At 68.0% G+C, this 16469-nt stretch carries 14 protein-coding genes; 5 read left to right on the top strand and 9 right to left on the bottom strand.

Annotated elements, in window-relative coordinates:
* Positions 1 to 2: 2 nt before the first annotated feature.
* The 6 genes from AC1RQK_RS33475 to AC1RQK_RS33450 all read right to left on the bottom strand — a co-directional run bounded on the left by AC1RQK_RS33475 (position 3) and on the right by AC1RQK_RS33450 (position 7898).
* Entirely contained in the window at positions 3 to 1007 is a 1005-nt protein-coding gene (locus AC1RQK_RS33475; RefSeq protein ID WP_492813675.1) for a Bug family tripartite tricarboxylate transporter substrate binding protein, read from the bottom strand.
* Positions 1004 to 2353, bottom strand: a complete 1350-nt coding sequence (locus AC1RQK_RS33470) for a DUF1254 domain-containing protein (RefSeq protein WP_492813673.1) — start codon at positions 2351 to 2353, stop codon at positions 1004 to 1006. The genes AC1RQK_RS33475 and AC1RQK_RS33470 overlap by 4 nt, the downstream gene beginning before the upstream one ends.
* A 24-nt stretch (positions 2354 to 2377) precedes the next feature.
* Positions 2378 to 3679, bottom strand: a complete 1302-nt coding sequence (locus AC1RQK_RS33465; RefSeq protein ID WP_492813699.1) for a DUF1254 domain-containing protein — start codon at positions 3677 to 3679, stop codon at positions 2378 to 2380.
* A gap of 27 nt (positions 3680 to 3706) precedes the next feature.
* Complete coding sequence (locus AC1RQK_RS33460) at positions 3707 to 4717, bottom strand: Bug family tripartite tricarboxylate transporter substrate binding protein (RefSeq protein WP_492813671.1); 1011 nt, start codon at positions 4715 to 4717, stop codon at positions 3707 to 3709.
* Positions 4718 to 4815: 98 nt separating this feature from the next.
* Entirely contained in the window at positions 4816 to 6978 is a 2163-nt protein-coding gene (locus AC1RQK_RS33455) for an acetate--CoA ligase family protein (protein ID WP_492813669.1), read from the bottom strand.
* Between the two features lie 113 nt (positions 6979 to 7091).
* Positions 7092 to 7898 (bottom strand): IclR family transcriptional regulator, encoded by an 807-nt coding sequence (locus tag AC1RQK_RS33450; protein ID WP_150985276.1) that lies wholly within the window; start codon positions 7896 to 7898, stop codon positions 7092 to 7094.
* A gap of 156 nt (positions 7899 to 8054) precedes the next feature.
* Between AC1RQK_RS33450 and AC1RQK_RS33445 the strand changes: the two genes are divergently transcribed.
* The 3 genes from AC1RQK_RS33445 (at position 8055) to AC1RQK_RS33435 (ending at position 10770) form a co-directional block, all read left to right on the top strand.
* Positions 8055 to 8747: a TetR/AcrR family transcriptional regulator gene (locus tag AC1RQK_RS33445; RefSeq protein WP_492374215.1), complete on the top strand. Its 693-nt coding sequence runs from the start codon at positions 8055 to 8057 to the stop codon at positions 8745 to 8747.
* A 134-nt stretch (positions 8748 to 8881) separates the two neighbouring features.
* Positions 8882 to 9880 carry a Bug family tripartite tricarboxylate transporter substrate binding protein gene (locus tag AC1RQK_RS33440; protein WP_458764519.1) on the top strand — a complete coding sequence of 333 codons (999 nt, stop codon included), beginning with the start codon at positions 8882 to 8884 and terminating at the stop codon, positions 9878 to 9880.
* A 203-nt stretch (positions 9881 to 10083) separates the two neighbouring features.
* Positions 10084 to 10770: a histidine phosphatase family protein gene (locus AC1RQK_RS33435; RefSeq protein ID WP_492813666.1), complete on the top strand. Its 687-nt coding sequence runs from the start codon at positions 10084 to 10086 to the stop codon at positions 10768 to 10770.
* Positions 10771 to 11719: 949 nt separating this feature from the next.
* Here AC1RQK_RS33435 and AC1RQK_RS33430 read toward each other — a convergent pair.
* The 3 genes from AC1RQK_RS33430 to AC1RQK_RS33420 form a co-directional block, all read right to left on the bottom strand.
* Positions 11720 to 12898: an acetyl-CoA C-acetyltransferase gene (locus AC1RQK_RS33430; protein WP_150985268.1), complete on the bottom strand. Its 1179-nt coding sequence runs from the start codon at positions 12896 to 12898 to the stop codon at positions 11720 to 11722.
* Between the two features lie 173 nt (positions 12899 to 13071).
* The gene (locus AC1RQK_RS33425; RefSeq protein ID WP_492813664.1) at positions 13072 to 13536 is read right to left on the bottom strand and encodes a PaaI family thioesterase; all 465 of its coding nucleotides are present in this window, start codon (positions 13534 to 13536) and stop codon (positions 13072 to 13074) included.
* A 12-nt stretch (positions 13537 to 13548) separates the two neighbouring features.
* Entirely contained in the window at positions 13549 to 14523 is a 975-nt protein-coding gene (locus AC1RQK_RS33420) for an NAD(P)H-dependent flavin oxidoreductase (RefSeq protein WP_492374210.1), read from the bottom strand.
* Between the two features lie 185 nt (positions 14524 to 14708).
* Between AC1RQK_RS33420 and AC1RQK_RS33415 the strand changes: the two genes are divergently transcribed.
* Both AC1RQK_RS33415 and AC1RQK_RS33410 read left to right on the top strand, forming a co-directional pair.
* Complete coding sequence (locus AC1RQK_RS33415; RefSeq protein ID WP_492374209.1) at positions 14709 to 15596, top strand: crotonase/enoyl-CoA hydratase family protein; 888 nt, start codon at positions 14709 to 14711, stop codon at positions 15594 to 15596.
* 39 nt (positions 15597 to 15635) lie between these two features.
* A complete protein-coding gene (locus AC1RQK_RS33410) occupies positions 15636 to 16307 on the top strand; it encodes a nitroreductase (protein WP_458764515.1) in 672 nt (223 codons plus the stop codon).
* Positions 16308 to 16469: the final 162 nt, after the last annotated feature.

Raw genomic sequence — 16469 nt, 5'->3', positions numbered from 1 at the left:
ATTCATTCCAGCTTGATCCCCGCCGACTTGATCAATGGCCCCCACTTGGCCACCTCGGCGTCGACGAAGCGCGCGAACGATGCACTGTCGCCCGCCTCCGGCTGCAGCCCGAGGCCGATCAGCTTGCTGCGCGTCTGCGCATCGGCCAGCACCGCGTTGGCATCCCGGTTGAGCTGCTGCACGATGGCCGGCGGCGTGCCCGCCGGCGCCATCAGCCCGAACCAGCCGTAACCCACCACGCCGGGATACCCTTGCTCGCCGAACGTGGGCGCGTCCGGATACACCGGCGTGCGCTGCTCGGCGGACACCGCGATCACGCGCAGCTTGCCGGCCTTGATAAATGGCAGCGCGGTGGTGATGGCGGTCAACGTCGCGTCGACCCGCCCCGCAAGCAACTCGGTGTAGGCCGTGGAGTCGCCGCGGTAATGCACGTTGAGGCCCTTGAATTTTGCCTGGGCGGCGAAGAGCTCGGCGGTCAGGTGCGGCCCCGAGCCGATGCCCGGCGAGGCGAAAGTCACGCCGTCCTTCTTATCACGCGCCATGCGCACGAAATCCGCCACCGTGCGCACCGGCGAATCGGCGTTGACGATCAGGAATATCGGCCCGAGCACGCGTGGCCCTACTGCCACGAAGTCCTTGTGGATGTCGTAATGCTGGGATAGCCCTGCCGCCGCGTTGATGGCAAACGGCGCCGCCGCCCACAACAGGGTGTAGCCGTCCGGCGTGGCGCGCGCGATCTGCTCGTTGGCCACGCGCGTGCCAGCGCCGGGCTTGTTCTCCACCACGAACTGCTGCTTGTACTTGCGGCTGAGCCCCTCGCTGAGCAGGCGCGCCGAGATGTCGTTGGAGCCGCCCGGGCCGTAGGGCGATACCAGGCGCACCGGATGCGACGGAAATTCCTCGGCCTGCACCGGCGCCAGCGCCAGCGCACCGCAGCCCGCGGCCAACAGCACGGCGTTGCCGGCCAGGCGCAGCACTTGCCTGCGCTTGCGTGAATTCGGTGTCATGACAGCTCCTTGACCGAAGCAGCCGCAGCTGCCAGCGGGCGGATCGGCGGATAGACAAAGGTCTTGTCGAGATGCGCGGGCTGGGGCACGTAGAGCCGCAGCGTCACGTAGAACGGGCCTGCGGGCGCGGGCAGCCAGTTGCCCTCGTCCGCCGGGTCGGCGGGCGGCGTGGCCGACAGGCGCAGCCGCAGGCTGCCGTCCGGCCCGTAGCGCAGGCTCGGCGAGCGGTCGCCCAGCGAGTAGCGCCCCAGCACGTTATCGACCAGCATGCAGTCGGCCTTGCCATACATGGTGAGCGACCAGAACGCACCCACCTGCGGCAGCCCATCGGCCGGGAAGACCAGCTCGTAGCCGGCGCGGCCATCGAGCGGCGCGCCTTCGCTGTCGCGGTCGGCCATCACGTACATCGCCTCTTGCACGCCGAGCGCGCCGATATAGTTGCGCGCCACCAGCGCGCGCTCGGCGAAACGCGTGCCGAACGATTCGCGGATTTCCACCGGCAGGGTCCAGCCGCCGCCGAGGTCGGACGGCAGCGGCGTCGCCAGTTCGGCAAGCACTGCCCGGATGGCGTCGCCCAGGCGGGCAAGCGCATCGTCGCCAAGCGCGGCCGCATCGCAATCCGCGCCAATGCCAAAAGGCGCAAAGCCTGCCACCAGCGCTGCCTCAGCCGGCGGCGGCGGGTTCTCGCGCAGCGCCTGGTTGACCACCTCGGCATAGCGGCGCGGATCGCCCAGATGCTCGCCAGGCTGCATACGCACATCGAACGCCCGCGCGGCGCTCGCCCCGGCCAGCGTGCTCAGGCGAAACTGGTCCTGCAGCGCGTGCACGGCCGGCAGGTCGGCTTCGCCATCCACCAGCACGCGGCCGAGCAGCCACACCGCGTCCGTGGGGCAGGCGATGGCGGTAGCACCAGCCGGCACGTCGCCCTGCCAGCGCGGGCCATGCAGCAAGAAGCGGCCGCGCCCGTTGCCCGTGGTGCGGGTGCCGATATAGCCAAAGGGATTGGTATAGAAATCGAGCAGGCCGAGCACGTAGTAGCGGCCCAAGCTGTCGGGCACGTCCAGCAGCAGCGGCCCTTGCGACAGGTCCATCCAGGCGTTGCTGTAGAGCGTGTCGTTATTGGGCGTGACCACCTGGCGATGCTGCGGGCCAAGCAGCTGGCGCGTGTGAATGAAATGATTGATCCAGCGCACCGGGGCATCGGGCTGCTGCGCGGCAAACACACCGGCGCTATTGCGGCGCGGGCAGGTGGCGGCGCGCATGCGCGCCATTTCGTAGAGGGGCAGCGTGTAACGGATGGCGTCGAGGGCGGGCGCGGCGGGCACGGCGGATATGGTCTGGTACATGGTGGCTTCCATAATTTGGTTGACTCAATCGACGCGGCGCACGGCCGGGATGGTGTACTGGCCTTGCAGGAAAGACGGCGCGGGATGGTAGAGCCGCAGGATCAGGTAGAACGAGCCAGCGGGCGCGGGCAGCCAGTTCTCCTGCTGCTGCGCTCGCGCGTGCGAGATGGGAATCACCAGGCTGCCATCGGCCTCCATGCGCAAGCCCGGCGTGCGGTCGCCCACGGCGTAGCGGCCGATCTCGTTGGCGCTGAAGTAACGATCCTCGCCGTACAGCGACACCGACCAGAAGGCTTGCGCGGGCGGCAGCATGCCGGGCGCGAAGCGCAGCTCGTAACGGCGACGGCCATCAAGCGGCGCGCCGTCGGCATCGAAATCGGCCATGGCGTAGATCGCCTCGTCCGCGCGCAGGGCGCCCAGGCCCTTCATCGCGGTGCAGGCGCGCTGCAGCCAGTCGTCGCCGTACATGCCCAGCTTCAGGCTGTAGCCCCAGCTCTTGCGGCCCTGGCTGCGGGTATGGGCCTCGATCACCGCCATGCCTTGCGCGTAAGCGCTTTCCAGCCCGGCCACGATGGCCGGGCGCAGCGCCGCGAAATCGGTCTCGTCTTCCAGCCGGATGCCGGCCTTGCGCAACAGCGTCAGGATCCCCAGTTCCTCGGCCGCCGGCGGGAACTCGCGCAGCGCGTTGAAGAGGTTGTGGAAGAAGTCCAGCGCGGGCCGGCCGCTGTCGTGCCACTGGTCCACGCAGCGCGGACGCGCCGCGCCCGGCGTGCGGGTCAGCGCGAAGCCCTGCTCAAAGGCACGCGCCACCGCCAGGTCATCCGGCCCCTGCACCAGCACGCGGCCGAGCAGCCAGACCAGTGAGCTCGGGCATGACACCGCATGCGCGCCGCTGGCCTTCTGGCCCGGGCCGACCAGCTCGATCTCGCCGCCTTCGGCAGCGACATTGCGTGGTCCCAGGTTCTCGAAGTTGTTGGTGTGCACGTCGAGCAGCTCGATCACGTAGTAGCGGCCCGCGTCGGGCAGCGGCGGAATGCGCAGCGTCACCGGGCCATCGGCCAGGTTGACCCAGCCGCAGAAGTACAGCAGGTCGTTGGCCGGGGTGACGATGTCGCGGTCCTCATGCGTCCACTGACGCTCGCTCGCCGACAACGTGTTCATCGGCGCGCGGCCATAGCCGGTGGCAGCGGCAACCGAGGTCTGCAGGCGGCAGGTGCGCAGCGTCTCGATAAGCGCATAGCCGTAGATCACCAGCGGCAGCGCTGCGCCGGCGACCAGCGCCTGCTGGGGGCTGGCGTGCGTGACGGGGGCGGCGGGAGGGTTCATGTTCATATGTGTTGGCTCCTGGCGGGATTATTCGAGGGCGGCGCCGCTCGACTTGACGAGGGCGGCCCAGGCACGGACGTCGTCCTGCATCTGGGCGGCAAAGACGGCGCGCGGCTGTGGGGTGAAGCGCATGCCCAGCGTGGCGGCCTGCGCCTGCATGGCGGGCTCGGCCATGATGGCGTCGACAGCGCGCTCAAGGCGATCGAGGATGGGGGCCGGCGTGCGGGCCGGCGCGAACAGCGCGTACCAGCTGTCGATGCGCAACGGCACGCCGGACTCGGCGAAGGTGGGCACATCGGGCAACGCCACCGAGCGCTCCGAGCCGGTCACCGCCAGCGCCCGGACCTTGCCGCTGCGGATCAACGGCAAGGTGCCGGCCAGGTCGGACATGGCCACCGGCAGCGTGCCGCCCATCACATCGGTCAGCATCGGGCTCACGCCTTTGTAGGGAATGTGGCGCAGATGGATGCCGCTGCTGACATTGAGGCTCTCGCCGGCCAGGTGGCCGCCCGAGCCGGGGCCCCAGGAACCGTAGGTGAGGTCAGCGCCTGGACGTTTGGCGGCTGCAATCAGCGCCGGCAGGTCCTTGCCCGTGAACGCCGGGCCTGCCACCAGCACGTTGCCGCCGTAGGCCAGCCGGCCCACCGGCACGAAATCGCGCACGGGATCGTAGGGCAGGCGGGGGAAGATCGCCGGCGCGATGGCATGCGTGGCGGAGATGCCGAGCAACAGCGTGTAGCCGTCCGGCGCGGCGCGCGCCACCTGGGCCGAGCCGATGGTGCCGGTGGCACCCGCCACGTTTTCCACCAGCACGGTGCCGCCCAGCGCGGTCGACAGCTTGGCGGCCACCAACCGCCCGATGACGTCAGTGCCGCCGCCTGGCGGAAAGGGCACCACCAGGCGGATCGGCTTGTCAGGATATTTCGTGGCTTGCGGTGGTGCGGCGTGCGCCGGTGTGGCGGCCAGCGCCGTCAGCATGACGACGGCGAGAGCGCCTGCCGCCAGCGCGCGCGCGGTCCTTGCAGCTTGTAAATGCATGATGGTTGTCTCCAGTTGTGGTTCCCCATCCGCGCGTCCGGTCTGTGCCGGTATCGGATTGCGCGGTGGGGTCAAGCTTCGTTACTACGCCATCGCGGTCATGCCCTCGGCCCGCCCGCCGGCAGCAAGGTGATCACGGCGTCCGCAGCCACCGCGCCATCGGCGCCGATGATGAACGGGTTGATCTCCAGTGTGTCGAGCCGGGGACCCAGCGCCGCGGCCACCTTCGACACGCGCACCAGCAGGTCGGCTGCCTGTGCCAGCGGCAGCACCGGGTTGCCGCGATGGCCAGCGAACAGCACCGCCGCGCGGCTGCGCTCGAGCATGGCGCGGGCGCGCTCGGGCGACAACGGCGCCAGGCCGAAGGCCATCTGCCGGAAGATCTCCACCGCGGTGCCACCGATGCCGGCCAGCACCACCAGCCCGAAGACCGGATCGCGCCGCACGCCTACCATCAGCTCGCCCCAGCCGCGCACCATGCGGGCCACCAGCACGCCCTCGAAGGGCAGGCTGGCGTCGGCCCGGGCCAGCGCCGCCTGCATCGCGGCAAAGGCCTTGCGCACCGCGGCGTCGTCCGTCAGGTTGAGCGCCACGCCGCCTACGTCGCTCTTGTGCAACACCTGTGCCGAGCACAGCTTTACCGCCACCGGGTAGCCGATGCGCTGCGCCAGCGCCACGGCTTCATCGGCGTCGCGTGCCAGGCCGTGCGCGGCCACTGGCACGCCGGCGTCCGCCAGCAGGCGCATGGCGTCGAACTCGGACAGCGCGCTGGCATCGTCCGGCACATCGCGCAGGAGCGCGGCGACCGGCGCCGCGGCCTCGGCCTCGGCAACTGGCACGCTCGCGGCGGCTTCCCACGCTGCCGCGCGGGCCAGCGCGGCCACGGCCTCGATGGCGTGGGCAGGTTCGCGGAACACCAGGCAGCCATGCGCCTCCAGCCACGCCCGCTTGTCGTCGTCGACCACGCCGGAAAGCAGCAGCGGCGCGGCGCGCTTGTCCTCATGCAGCGCGCCGATGGTGCGCTGCAGTTCTTCCCACAAGCGCGGCGCGTTGGCGCCACCGGCGAGGAAGGCCACCACGCTGCCGTACTCGCCGCAGGTGGCCACGCCGGCCATCGCGTCGAGCAGCACGGCGGGCTGGGCCACCACCTGCCCCGTCACATCGATCGGGTTGGCGGTGCTGGCAAAGGGGATGCTCGTGCGCAGCGCCTTGGCGGCTGCCGCGGGCATGGGCGGCATGGGCATGCCAAGTTCTTCGGCGCGATCGGCCATCATGATGCCGACGCCGCCGGACACGGTGACGATGGCCACCGGCGCCACCGCGTCGGCCATCAACCCGCTCGGGCTGTCCCAGCGCGCCGGCCGGCGCCCGCGTGACAGCGTGTAGCCGAGGCGGAAGAAGTCCTCGAGCGTATGGGCACGATGCACGCCGTACTCGTCGAACACCGCCTGATACACCGCATCTTCTCCTGCCAGGCTGGCCGTGTGCGACTGCGCCGAACGCGCGCCTGCCTCGGTGGTGCCCACCTTGGTGATCACCACAGGCTTGCCGGCGGCACGCGCGGCGGCCAGCGCCTGGCGCAAGCGCGCGCCATCTCGGCAGCCTTCCATATACGCCAGGATCACGCGGGTATCTTTGTCCTGCGCCATCCACTCGATCACATCGGCCACCTGCAGGCCGGCCTCGTTGCCAGTGGTCACCCAATGGCTCAGGCCCAGCCCGGCCTCGCGCGCCAGCGCAAAGGCGTAGGCGCCAAACGCGCCGCTCTGGCTGACCAGCCCCACGTCGCCCGCGGGCGGCACGCCAGTCAGCGGGATCGGCGAGAAGGTGGCAAACATGCGCTCGCGCAGATTCATCACGCCCAGGCAATTGGGGCCGAGCAGGGCCACGCCGTGGCGGCGCGCGCTCTCGGCCAGCGCCACTTGCATGGCCAGGCCCTCATCGCCCACTTCGGCAAAGCCCGAGGTGAAGAAGATCGCGGCGCGCGTGCCGTTTCGCGCCAGTTGCGCCATCACGGACTCCGTCGCCACCGCCGGCACCGCCACGATGGCCAGGTCGACGCCCTGGCCAATCGCGGCCAGCGTCGCGTAAGCGGGCAAGCCCTGGATCTCGCCGGCGGTGGGATGCACGGGAAATATGCGCCCGGCGTAGCCGAGCTCGCGCAGCAGGCGAATCGGCATGCCGCCGACCTTCTCGGGCTGCGTGGATGCGCCGATGACCGCGACCGAACGCGGTTTCAGCAGGAAATCTAGATTGGGCATGGCGTTGTCTCCGGATGGCCTTGAATGGCTTGTCTTGTTTGCGCCTGTACCGGCGCTGTGTGTGGCTTCGTATGCGTTCGTGTAGCTTCGTGTTTCTTGCTCTGCCGGCGCTGCTATTGCCGCAGGCCCGTCATGGATTCGATGGTGCGGGTCATCTCCATCAGCAGCGGCGCGATCTTCTTTTCCAGCATGCCGCGCCGCATTTGCGAGCCGGCGATCGCGCAGTTGAACAGCAGCGGGCGGTTCAGGTAGACGATGCGCGAGTACACGCCCACGCCATGCACGCCGCTGCCGGCGTCGCCTTCATTGATGGCAAAGCCGCGCTTGGGGTAATGCGCCACGTTGTGGCAAATGGTGTCGTAGCAGGCGGCGTACTCCTCGGCGCGTTCGTGGCGAGCGGCCTGCATCAGTTGCTCGAACTCGCTCTTGGAAAGCGTGCACAGGAAAGCACGGCCCATCGCGGTGCTGAGCACCGAGCGCACCGCGCCCACGCCGGGGCGTGCAGCCGTGCCCTCGTGATGCGTGCAGCTCTGCAGGTAGGTCACGTCCAGCCGATGTGCCACGCCCATCGATACGGCACCCTCGATACGATCCGCCAGCGCCTGCATCAGCGGGCGTGCCACGTGACGCACCGGCAGCCCGGCCAGGTAGGGATAACCCAGGGCCAGCACCTGGGCGCCGACGAAATACTTGTCGAGCTTGGGGTCCCAATCCAGATAGCCCAGCTCGAACAGCGTGCGGCAGATACGCGACACCGTGGCGCGAGGCATCTGCAGGCGCTCGGCGAGCTCGCCGTTGCCAAGCGGACGCGGCTCGTCGATGAAGCAGCGCAGCAAGGCAAAGCCCTTGGCCAGCAAGCCACCGAAGGACGGGTCCTCTTTCCTGCGCTCGGCTATGAACTGTTCGACCGACGTGTTCATCTTGTCTCCTTGCACCGCAGTGTGGGCGGCGTCATTTTCTGTGTCAAAGAACGGAATGTATTTCCACATATTGGAAATGTAGACCGTTTCTTGACGAAACGCCGTGGTAACCATATGGTTCACAAAACCGAATCAGAATTCGCATACGGAATTAACATGCCCCTCTCGTCCTCTGCCGCGTCCCCCGCCAAGCCGTCCAAGGGGACTTCCGCATTCCCTACCGTAGCGACCCCGTCGATCCTGCAGCCACCGCGCCAGCGCCGTGCGCGCGAGACCGAGCAGGCTCTGCTGGACGCCGGCCGCGAACTGCTGGCGCAGCGGGATTTCTCCGCGGTGTCGGTTGCGCAGATCGCCTCCGCCTGCGAAGTGTCGGTCGGGGCCTTCTACGGCCGCTTCCGCGACAAGCAGGCGTTCTTCGAATCCCTGCGCGCGCTGGTGATGCAGGAAACCGGCGATTCCGTGGCGCGCTACCTGCGCGTGGAACGCTGGGAGGACGTGCCCACCGATGTGATGCTGGAAAAAATCATGCGCTACGTGGTGGTCGGCTGCCACGCCAACCGCGGCGTGATCAAGGCATCGCTCAAGCACGCCTCCGTCCGCCCGGAAGAGTGGCTGCCGCATCGCGAAAGCGGGCAAGACGTGGTGGAACGCATGGTGGCGCTGCTGGTGCCGCGCATGCCGGTGCCGCCAGAGCAGGCGGAGATGCGCGTGCGCTTTGCCATGCAAGCCGTGTTCAGCATCGTGGTCAATGCCATCCTCAACGACGCGGGCCCGCTGCCGCTCGACGACGAACGGCTGCCCGGCGAGATGACCAGGCTGGTGGCCGGCTACCTCGCGCTGCCGGCCTGACGCCGTAACATCACAACACACAACGCGCGGTCCCGCGCGTGGTTTCCCGCCGTCATCAAGCCTTGCCCAATATCGGCGCGCGCATTTTGCTCGGAGCGCGCGCCGGATCCTATAAAACCCCGAGGAGACAAGACATGACAATACGCAGCCCGTTCTGCGGGAAGGCCGCCGTCCTGCTGGCCTGCGCTTGCGCGGCACTGCTGCCGCTGGCAGCCCAGGCGCAAGCCAGCTATCCCGCCAAGCCCCTGCACCTGATCGTGCCCTACCCGGCCGGCGGCCTCACCGACACGCTCTCGCGCACGCTGGCCGAAGGCCTGGGCAAGCGGCTGGGACAAACCGTGGTGGTGGAGAACAAAGGCGGCGCCGGCGGCATCATCGGCACCGACTACGTGGCCAAGTCGGCGCCCGATGGCTACACGCTGCTGCTGACCATCCCCGGTCCCATCACCGCCAATCTCGCCCTCTACAAGAAGCTGCCCTACGACCCGCGCACCGACCTGCGCCAGGTGTCCGACATCGCCATGGCGCGCACGGTGCTAGCCGTCAACGGCACGCTGCCGGTGAAGACCGTGGCGGAACTGATCGCTTATGCCAAGAAGGAACCCGGCAAGCTGCGCATGGGCTCCTGGGGCCCGGGCACGCAGCCGCACACCATCCAGGCCTACCTCGACAAAACCTACGGCGTCGATATCCTGCACGTGCCGTATCGCGGCGAAGGCCCGATGGTGAGCGACCTGCTCGCCGGCCAGGTCAACATGACGGTTGGCTCGGTAACCTCGCTCAAGCAGCACTTCGCCAGCGGCAAGCTGCGAGCGCTGGCCGTCACCGGCACCCGGCGCGCCAAGGCCTTGCCCGACGTGCCAACCTTTGCCGAAGCCGGCTATCCCGACGAGCCGTACAAGCTGACCGGACCCATCACGCTGCTGGTCCCGGCACGCACGCCCAGCGACATCGTCGAGCGCCTGGGCCGCGAGGTGAGCGCACTGGTGAAGACGCCGGAGATCAGCCAGCGCATCGAGGACATGGGTGCGGAGCCGATCGGCAACCTGCCGGCAGAAGCCGTGGCTGCCTACAAGGCCTACCTGCCGGGCGTGCTCAAGCTGACCGCGGACACCGGCGTCACGCTGGACTAAGGGCGAACTAAGGCTGGACTGACCCTGCCGCTATGCAACGGAATAATGCAGCGCGGCAATGACCGCTATGAATCCGGCGCGGCTTAGCTTGGCCGCCGCGCCCGGCACTCATACAATGGCTGCACCCCGCGCGGCGCCCCCGCGTTCGCGTGCCGATTCCCGTTCTACCGCTTCCCGGGTGCCCACCGGCGCCGACATCACGCATGGCAACGCTCTTCCTGGTACGGCACGGTCAAGCCTCGTTCGGCGCCGCCAACTACGACTGCCTCTCCGACACCGGCCGGCAACAGGCCCGCTGGCTGGGCGAATATTTCCGCGAGCGCGGCGTCGCGTTCAAGCGGGTGGTTGCTGGCTCGCTGGTGCGCCAGCAGGACACCGCGCTGGAGATCCTGGCCGGCATGGGGGCCGGCGATGTGCCGGTCCAGACGAACATCGAAACCCACCTCGGCCTTAACGAATACGATGGCGAAGCGCTGTACCGCAGCCATACCGGCGGGGCGGATCATCGCGCGCACCAGAACGCTGACTACAACGACTACTGGCGCACATTCCGCGCGGCGTATCAGGCCTGGACGCTGGATCAGCTGACGGGCATGCCGGAGTCGTGGGCGGAGTTTGGGGGACGGATCCGCGATGGTTTGCTGCATGCCACGGAAGGGGCTTCGCGAGAGGATGCGGTGTTGGTTGTCAGTTCTGGCGGGGCGATCGGACGGGCTACCGCGGATTTGCTGGGTGCGCCGGCGCAGACTGCGATCGAGTTGAATTTGCAGTTTCGGAATACGGCGTTTTGCGAGATTATTTCTGGGCGTGGGATGCAGAGGTTGCTTAGTTTTAATAGTTTGCCGCATTTGGATCGGGTTGATCGGCGGGATGCTATTACGTTTGCTTGAGGGGTGCCGGGCTGGGGTTGGCTAGCGTTTTCTGGTCGTTTTTGCAGCGGCGTTGGCTTTTGCACCCAAAAGCTGTACGACATTGCCCTGCGGGGTTGGTTGCTGTTTCTTTAAGCGGCGTTGGCTTTTGCACCCAAGGGCCATACGACATCCCCCTGCGGGGGCTGCCGGTCACTCTTCTTTGCGTCGGCAAAGAAGACTAACGAGAAGAAAGCCGACCCTGCCGGGGGCAGAGCAATCAGGCTTGTTGGCGTCGGTGGTTTCGTCGTACGGCCCGGAGTGTTGGCTGGCGTGTCCAACCGGCTCGAAGGTCATCGCACTTGCATGACCCATGGGTTACGTCGTGCAGCCGCTGACCTCGCTTGCGGTGACCATTCACACATCTGCCGTTCGCGGTGCAAGGGGCTGCGCCGTTTCGGGTGTCGCTGGTTTCGTGGTTTTGTCTCGAAGGCGAGCGCCTTGGGTGTGAGCGCGCCCCTCGCGGACGGGCCACGGTGCCCACCACGAAACCCGGGAAGCCGAGAGCAAGGCGCAGATAGAGCCGGTACGGCAGGGCGTCAAATAGGCCGGGCGCCCGCCGCCAGAGACAAAACCACGAAACCACCAAGGAAGGCAGGATCGCGGCGCTACGCACCGCGAACGGCAGATGTGTGAATGGTCACCGCGCAAAGCGATCAGGGGCACCACCACGTGACCATTGGGTCATGCAGTTATGATGATCTGTGAGCCGGTAAGGCAAAGGCCAGCCAACACTCCGGGCCGTACGACGCAACCACCGAGGCCCAAATAGCCCGATTGCTCTGCTCCCGGCAGGGTCGGCTTTCTTCTCGTTAGTCTTCTTTGCCGACGCAAAGAAGAGTGACCGGCAGCCCCCGCAGGGGGATGTCGTATGGCTTTTGGGTGCAAGCGCCATCGCCGCTTAAAGAAACAGCGAAGGCAGCCGATCAGCCTACAACCTCTCAACAATAGTCACATTCGCCATCCCCCCACCCTCACACATCGTCTGCAACCCATACCGCTTCCCCTGCGCATGCAGCGCATGCACCAGCGTAGTCATCAGCTTAGCCCCCGATCCACCAAGCGGATGCCCCAGCGCAATCGCCCCGCCGTTCACGTTCATGCGCGCCGGATCGGCGCCCGTGGTCTGCAACCAAGCCAGCGGCACTGGCGCAAACGCTTCATTGATCTCGAACAGGTCGATATCGCCGATCTTCATGCCGGCCTTCTGCAGCGCCCGCAGCGTTGCCGGCAACGGTGCTTCCAGCATGATCACCGGGTCATGGCCCAGCACCGACATATGGTGAATGCGTGCCAGCGGCTTGACGCCCAGCTTCTTCAGGCCGGCTTCGTTGACCACCATCAGCCCCGCCGCGCCATCGCAGATCTGGCTGGCGCTGGCGGCGGTGACGGTGCCGCCTTCCTCGATCAGCTTGACGCTGGAGATGGATTCCAGGCTGGCTTCAAAGCGGATGCCTTCGTCCACCGTATGCAGTTCGCCGTTGGCGCTGCCGTCCGCGGCGCGCACGGCGACGGGCACGATTTCGTCCTTGAAGCGGCCTGCCTGCGTGGCGGCGATGGCGCGGCGGTGGCTTTCCAGCGCGTAGCGGTCCAGGTCGTCCCGCGTGAGGCCGTACTTGCGCGACATCATCTCGGCACCGGTGAACTGGCTGAACTTCACACCGGGATAGCGTTCCTGCATGGCCGGGCTCATCGAGCTGCCAAAGCCGTTCTTGAAGGGCAGCGTAGAGGGCAGGCCCATCGGCACGCGGGTCATGCTTTCCACGCCGGCGGCGATCACGATGTCCATGGTGCCGGACATCACCGCCTGCGCGGCGAAGTGCAGGGCTTGTTGCGACGAGCCGCACTGGCGGTCGACCGAGGTGCCGGGCACGCTTTCCGGCAGCTTCGAGGCCAGCACGGCGTTGCGCGCCACGTTGCCGGCCTGCTCGCCGGCCTGACCGACGCAGCCCATGATCACGTCGTCGATCAGCGCCGGATCGGCGCCGCTGCGCTCAACCAGTGCGTTCAGCACCTGCGCGGCGAGATCCGCCGGATGCCAGCCTGCCAGCTTGCCGCCCTTGCGCCCGCCCGCGGTGCGCGCGGCCGCTACGATGTATGCCTCTGCCATGTCGTCTCCTCTTGTCGTTCCGGGGCGAACCCGCCCGTAATGGCCGTGTCCTGGGAAGGGCACGGCCAAGCCTCGTTATCCTGTTGCGGATTCTGGCGCAGCAGCGGGGCGCCCGGCGTCGTCGGAAGCGACGATTGCGCGGCGCGGCCGACGCCCCAAGCGGCGGCGGCGCATCACGCGCGCGGCGTGAGCACCGAGAAGATGGCGGTGGCACGCAGCAGGCAGCGCTCCCCGGCCATCAGGCGGCAACTGCCGAAGCGCAGCCGCGAGCCCAGCTTGTCGAACTCGACGTGCGCCTCCACCCAGTCGCCCACCCGCGCGGCATCGAAGTAGTCCATGCTGAGGTTGACCGTCACCGCCGGCTGCTTGCGGTCGGTCTCCAGCGCCATCATCATGCCGATGGCGGTGTCGGCCAGCGTGGCCAGCATGCCGCCGTGCGGGATGCCAAGCGGGTTAAGGTGATGCGGCCCGATGCGGATGGCCACTACGCGCCGTTCCCGATCCACGTAGATCTGCCCGAAGTTCTCGAGGAAGCCCTTGGCGCCACGCAACGCGACAAAGCCCGGCGGCGGCGCCTCGGCCACTTCGGATTGCCCTGCGCCCGGGCCGGCATCGGAAGGTTGACTGGCTTCAGCCATGGCTGCGCCGCCTCAGGCTGCGAAGTAGCGCGAGGCCACCCCGAGCTGCTCGCGGCATTCGGCCACCATGCGCTCGATCAGCTCGGCGCAGGTCGGGATGTCGTCGATCAGGCCCACGCACTGGCCGGCGCTGATGATGCCGCCGTCGGTCTCGCCGGCGGCGAGCGCGGCCTTGCCGCGTACGCCCGCCACCAGGTGCTTGACGTCCTCGAACTGGGCGCCGCCCGGCTGGCGCTCGATGGTGACGACCTCATCGGAGACGGCGTTCTTGAGCACGCGCGCGGTGTTGTGCAGCGTGCGGAAGATCAGGTTGGTGTCGCGCTCGCTGGCGTCCACCAGGGCCTGCTTGACGTTGTGGTGGATCGGCGCCTCGCGCGTGGCGCAAAAGCGCGTGCCCATGTTGATGCCCTCCGCGCCCAGCACCAGCGCCGCCGCCATGCCGCGCCCGTCGGCAATGCCGCCCGAGGCAATCACCGGAATGCCCAGCCGGCGCGCGGCCAGCGGGATCAGCACCATGCCGGGGACGTCGTCCTCGCCCGGGTGGCCCGCGCACTCGAAACCGTCGATGGACACCGCGTCCACGCCCAGGCGCTCGGCCGACATCGCATGGCGGATCGCCACGCACTTGTGGATCACCTTGATGCCGGCCGCCTTGGCGCGCGCGATGTGCTCCTTGGGATTGTTGCCCGCCGTCTCCAGCACCTTGATGCCGCTTTCGATGATCACGTCGAGGTAGCGGGCGTACGGCGGCGGGTTGATGGAGGGCAGCAGCGTCAGGTTGACGCCAAAGGGCTGGTCGGTCAGCTCGCGGGTGCGGCGGATCTCCGCGGCCAGCGCTTCCGGGGTGGGCTGGGTCAGCGCGGTGAGCACGCCAAGCCCGCCGGCGTTGGAGACCGCGGCGGCCATCTCGGCGTAGCCAACCCACTGCATGCCGCCCTGGATGATGGGGTAGCGGGTGCCCAGCAATTCGGTGATGCGCGTCTTCATGATGTTCCTTCTGGCTTCTGGTCTTTGTGTTCTATGCTCGGTCTTCTGCCTGGCTCAGGCCGCCAGGCGTCCTGGCGCCAGTCTACGGCGGCACTGCCGTCCCTACCTCGTCGGATTCGACGATTGCAGGCGCCCGATTCTGCACTACCTTACCCACACCCATTTCGAGAGAGCCAAGGCCAGCCATGAGCACCCCGAACCCAGCCGTCCCCCCCAGCTTCGAGACCCTGCAATACGCCGTCGACAAGGGCGTCGCCACCATCACCCTGCACCGCCCGGAAAAGCTCAATGCCTTCACCCCGCGCATGATGCAGGACCTGATCGACGCCTTTGACGCCACCGACGCCGACGACGACGTCCGCGCGGTGATCGTCACCGGCTCCGGGCGCGCCTTCTGCGCCGGCGCCGACCTGTCCTCCGGCGGCTCCACCTTCGATTACGAGAAGCGCTACGGCGCCAGCAAGCAAGCCGCCCACCGCGATGGCGGCGGACGCGTGGCGCTGCGCATCTTCCGCAGCCTCAAGCCGGTCATCGCGGCGGTCAACGGCCCGGCGGTGGGCATCGGCGTGACCATGCAGTTGCCGATGGACATCCGCCTGGCCGCAACCGATGCCAAGTTCGGCTTTGTGTTCGCGCGCCGCGGCATCACGCCCGAGGCGGCATCGTCGTGGTTCCTGTCGCGCGTGGTGGGCATTTCCACCGCGCTGGAATGGTGCTACACCGGCCGCGTGTTCTCGGCGCAGGAGGCGCTGGAGCGCGGGCTGGTGCGCTCGCTGCACGCGCCCGAGGACCTGTTGCCAGCCGCGCAGGCGCTGGCCCGTGAGATCGCCGACAATGCCGCGCCGGTATCCGTCGCCATCTCGCGCCAGCTGATCTGGCGCATGGCCGGGGCCAGCCACCCGATGGAGGCGCACCGCCTGGACAGCCGCGCGATCCAGTCGCGCGGCCAGTCGGCCGACGTCAAGGAAGGCGTCAGCGCCTTCCTGGAAAAGCGCCCGGCCAGCTTCCCCGAGCGCGTGTCGCAGGACATGCCGGACTTCTTCGACTGGGGCAACGAGCCGCCCTTTATCTGATCCCCAATGGATCCCCTGCCAAGCCCCAAGGAGAGCCGCGTGAAAGTCAGCATGGCAGTCCAGAGCCGCAAATCGGTACGCGGCTTTCTTCCCACGCCGGTGCCGCCGGAGATCATCCGCGACGTGCTGGAGCAGGCCGCGCGCGCGCCATCGGGCGGCAACCTGCAGCCCTGGCACCTGCACGTGGTGGGCGGCGAGCCGCTGGCGCGGCTCAAGGCCACCATGCGCGAGCGCGTCGCCGGCGCGCCCCGCGGCGAAGGGACCGAATACGACGTCTACCCGCGCGAGCTGGTCTCGCCTTATCGCGAACGGCGCTTCCAGGTGGGCGAGGACCTCTATCGCTGCCTGGGCATCCCGCGCGAGAACAAGCCGGCGCGCCTTGCCCAGTTTGCCAATAACTTCACGTTCTTCGGCGCGCCGCTGGCGCTGTTCTGCACCGTGGACCGCCGCATGGGCCCGCCGCAATGGTCGGACCTGGGCATGTACCTGCAAACGGTGATGCTGCTGCTGCGCGAGCATGGGCTGGACAGCTGCGCGCAAGAATGCTGGGCGATGTATCCGGAAACCATTGCGGGCTTCCTCTCCCTGCCCGCCGAACGCATGCTGTTTACCGGCATGGCGATCGGCTACGAGGATCCGGCAGCGGCGGTCAACCAGCTGCGCGCCACGCGTGCGCCGCTGGCGGAGTATGCGGAGTTCATCGGCATCTGAGCGGGTGAACCGGTGAACGGGTGAATGGCTGAACGGCTAAGCGCCATGACCATGCCGATTCCGTTATCGGCTTGCGCGAAAAGCCACAAGCCAGCGGCACGTCCGAGTGCCCTTTGCAGGGGTTTCCATCCCCCCGGACGCTGCCTGGGCTCGCTTAATCGC

The sequence above is a fragment of the Cupriavidus sp. GW822-FHT02D05 genome (assembly GCF_058802485.1).
Note: the sequence above shows the minus strand (reverse complement) of the source record. Positions and strands in the feature narration are given on the sequence as shown.

Bases quoted from the DNA above. Each gene is read 5' to 3' on its own strand.
- AC1RQK_RS33440 (WP_458764519.1), top strand. From the start codon at position 8,882: ATGACAATACGCAGCCCGTTCTGCGGGAAGGCCGCCGTCCTGCTGGCC.
- AC1RQK_RS33435 (WP_492813666.1), top strand. From the start codon at position 10,084: ATGGCAACGCTCTTCCTGGTACGGCACGGTCAAGCCTCGTTCGGCGCC.
- AC1RQK_RS33465 (WP_492813699.1), bottom strand. From the start codon at position 3,679: ATGAACCCTCCCGCCGCCCCCGTCACGCACGCCAGCCCCCAGCAGGCG.
- AC1RQK_RS33425 (WP_492813664.1), bottom strand. From the start codon at position 13,536: ATGGCTGAAGCCAGTCAACCTTCCGATGCCGGCCCGGGCGCAGGGCAA.
- AC1RQK_RS33450 (WP_150985276.1), bottom strand. From the start codon at position 7,898: ATGAACACGTCGGTCGAACAGTTCATAGCCGAGCGCAGGAAAGAGGAC.
- AC1RQK_RS33415 (WP_492374209.1), top strand. From the start codon at position 14,709: ATGAGCACCCCGAACCCAGCCGTCCCCCCCAGCTTCGAGACCCTGCAA.
- AC1RQK_RS33460 (WP_492813671.1), bottom strand. From the start codon at position 4,717: ATGCATTTACAAGCTGCAAGGACCGCGCGCGCGCTGGCGGCAGGCGCT.
- AC1RQK_RS33430 (WP_150985268.1), bottom strand. From the start codon at position 12,898: ATGGCAGAGGCATACATCGTAGCGGCCGCGCGCACCGCGGGCGGGCGC.
- AC1RQK_RS33445 (WP_492374215.1), top strand. From the start codon at position 8,055: ATGCCCCTCTCGTCCTCTGCCGCGTCCCCCGCCAAGCCGTCCAAGGGG.
- AC1RQK_RS33420 (WP_492374210.1), bottom strand. From the start codon at position 14,523: ATGAAGACGCGCATCACCGAATTGCTGGGCACCCGCTACCCCATCATC.
- AC1RQK_RS33470 (WP_492813673.1), bottom strand. From the start codon at position 2,353: ATGTACCAGACCATATCCGCCGTGCCCGCCGCGCCCGCCCTCGACGCC.
- AC1RQK_RS33475 (WP_492813675.1), bottom strand. From the start codon at position 1,007: ATGACACCGAATTCACGCAAGCGCAGGCAAGTGCTGCGCCTGGCCGGC.
- AC1RQK_RS33455 (WP_492813669.1), bottom strand. From the start codon at position 6,978: ATGCCCAATCTAGATTTCCTGCTGAAACCGCGTTCGGTCGCGGTCATC.